Consider the following 2,330-nt stretch of genomic DNA (forward strand, 5'->3'; position numbering starts at 1 on the left):
CGGTTCCGGCTCACGCACCGGGTCTCGCCGGGGCTCGTCGGCGCGGCTGCGCTCGGCGGCCGGACGGCGTCCTCCGCGGGAGCGGCTCTCGCTGCGGGGACTTTCGCTCGACGGGGCGGCACTCCTCTCGGTGCTGCGCCCGCCGCGCTTGGTTTCCTCGCTCCCCTTGGCCCGGCGGCTGCCGCGGCGGCGGCGGGGCTCGTCGCCCTCGACCTCGTCGGAGACGCTGGCAAGATCGCCGTCGAGCCAGGCGATCGGCTGACCGATCAGGCTCTCGATCGCCGAGAGCGAGCGCTCGTCGCTTCGGCTCGCGAGGGTGAAGGCTTGGCCCGAGCGCCCGGCGCGGCCGGTGCGTCCGATCCGGTGGACGTAGTCCTCCGGGTGGTGCGGCACATCGAAGTTGAAGACGTGGCTGACGGCGGGGATATCGAGGCCGCGCGCGGCGACGTCCGAGGCCACCAGCAGCGGAACCTCGCCGCTGCGGAAACCGTCGAGGGCGGCCGTGCGGGCGCGCTGGTCCATGTCGCCGTGGAGCGCCGCCGCGTTGAAGCCGTGGCTGGTCAGCGAGCGCTGAAGCTGGGCGACGTCGCGCTTGCGGTTGCAGAAGATGATGCCGTTCTGCAACTCGCTCGCCGAGCGGATGAGGTGGCGCAGCACCTTGCGCTTCTCATGGCCCTCCGCGCCCACCGCCACGAGGCGCTGCTCGATGGTCGTGGCGGTGGAGGCGGGACGCGCCACCTCGATCCGCTGCGGGTTGTGCAGGAACATGTCGGCCAGCCGCTCGATCTCCGGCGGCATGGTCGCGGAGAAGAACAGCGTCTGGCGCGTGAAGGGCACCATCTTCACGATACGCTCGATGTCGGGAATGAACCCCATGTCGAGCATCCGGTCGGCCTCGTCGATGACGAGAAGCTCGACGCCGGTCAGCAGCAGCTTGCCGCGCTCGAAATGGTCGAGCAGGCGCCCCGGCGTCGCGATCAGCACGTCGGTGCCGCGGGTGAGCTTGGCATCCTGGTCGGCGAAGGAGACGCCGCCGATGATGAGCGCCACGTTGAGCTTGTGGTTGGTGCCGTAGCGCTCGAAATTCTCCTCGACCTGCGCCGCGAGTTCGCGGGTCGGCTCCAGGATCAGCGTGCGTGGCATGCGGGCCCGGGCGCGGCCGGTCTCCAGCATGGTCAGCATCGGCAGGGTGAAGGCGGCGGTCTTGCCGGTGCCGGTCTGGGCGATGCCGAGCACGTCGCGCCGGGCGAGCACATGCGGGATCGCCTGGGCCTGGATCGGCGTCGGCTCGGTGTAGCCGGCCGTGGTGACGGCTTGGAGTACCTTGTCGCTCAGTCCAAGATCGGCGAAAGACATCGGGTAGGGAAAACCATTGTGCGCGTGAAGTGGGCCGATCAGGGGCTCGAAAGCTCGCGCCGGCGGCGGATCGCGAGAGCCGTGCGCGGTACGCCATCACGCGTCCGAACGCGCGCGACACTTAGACCCCTGTGCCTGCTTGTCAATCGACCGAGACGGCGCAGTCTCCTCCCGCGCGGGCGGGGTACGGTTGCGTCGCCGGCATCCCAAGACCATCCCGCCAAGACCATCCCGAGCCTGTGCTCGCCTAAGGCCGACATGTTCGGCCTTACCTTGGCGGTCGTCTCGAGCCATGCCGCGAAGGTCCGTGAAAGTCCGTGACAGTCAGTCGCGCGCGCCTGTGCCGAGGGCGTTGCGGAGCGTGCAGGGGTCGAGCCGCAGCGACTGCGCCCTGACGCCGATCGAGCCCGTCACCTCCGGGTCGCTCCCCCGGTGGGCCGGTTTGCCGACCGGTTGGGCGATGTGGTGGGCGAGGGCCGTGGCGCCGAGGCCGACGATCAGGGCGGTCTTGATCGACCATGCGAGGGGGCCGCGCGGTCTCGGCGAGCCGGAATCGAAGGACATGGGCAGCGCAATCCATCGGGCCGGCCGGATCCGGGATCGGGCGCCGGCGCGGGGAATGATCGCCCGAATGTGGTTAATGCGGCCTTGTGCGGCGGAAGAAACCAGCCGTTAACCGTACTGTCGTCAGGCTTTGCTGAATGGTTTGACTGTTGCCGGTTTTCGACAAGACGAGGCAACGACGTGCGCAAAGACACGTCGGGCCTGATCAAGTGCTCACGGCTGGGTAAGCTTCACCTTTCGTTGACGGATTTGGGTGCATTCATCGCTTCATCGCTGGAGGGCGACGGATACCGGGGAGATCCCCGGGCCACTTCACACCAACACCGGCTCCCGCCAAATCAGGACACGACACGATGAAAATCCTGCTTCTTGCTTCGAGCGCGCTCGTTGCCGCCACTGTGGTCGCCTCG

2 protein-coding genes are annotated in these 2,330 nt (G+C 68.6%); both read right to left on the reverse strand.

The annotated features are described in order from the left end of the window. Nucleotides 1-1,356 (reverse strand): DEAD/DEAH box helicase (locus tag E4V01_RS25240; RefSeq protein ID WP_135300282.1); only part of this gene is annotated, 1,356 nt, incomplete at its 3' end. Between the two features lie 324 nt (nucleotides 1,357-1,680). Continuing rightward, nucleotides 1,681-1,920, reverse strand: coding sequence for a hypothetical protein (locus E4V01_RS25245; RefSeq protein WP_135300283.1), 240 nt, complete (start codon nucleotides 1,918-1,920; stop codon nucleotides 1,681-1,683). Between the last annotated feature and the right edge of the window lie 410 nt (nucleotides 1,921-2,330).

This window comes from Methylorubrum sp. Q1 (assembly GCF_004683995.1).
In the GTDB taxonomy this organism is placed as follows: Bacteria; Pseudomonadota; Alphaproteobacteria; order Rhizobiales; family Beijerinckiaceae; genus Methylobacterium.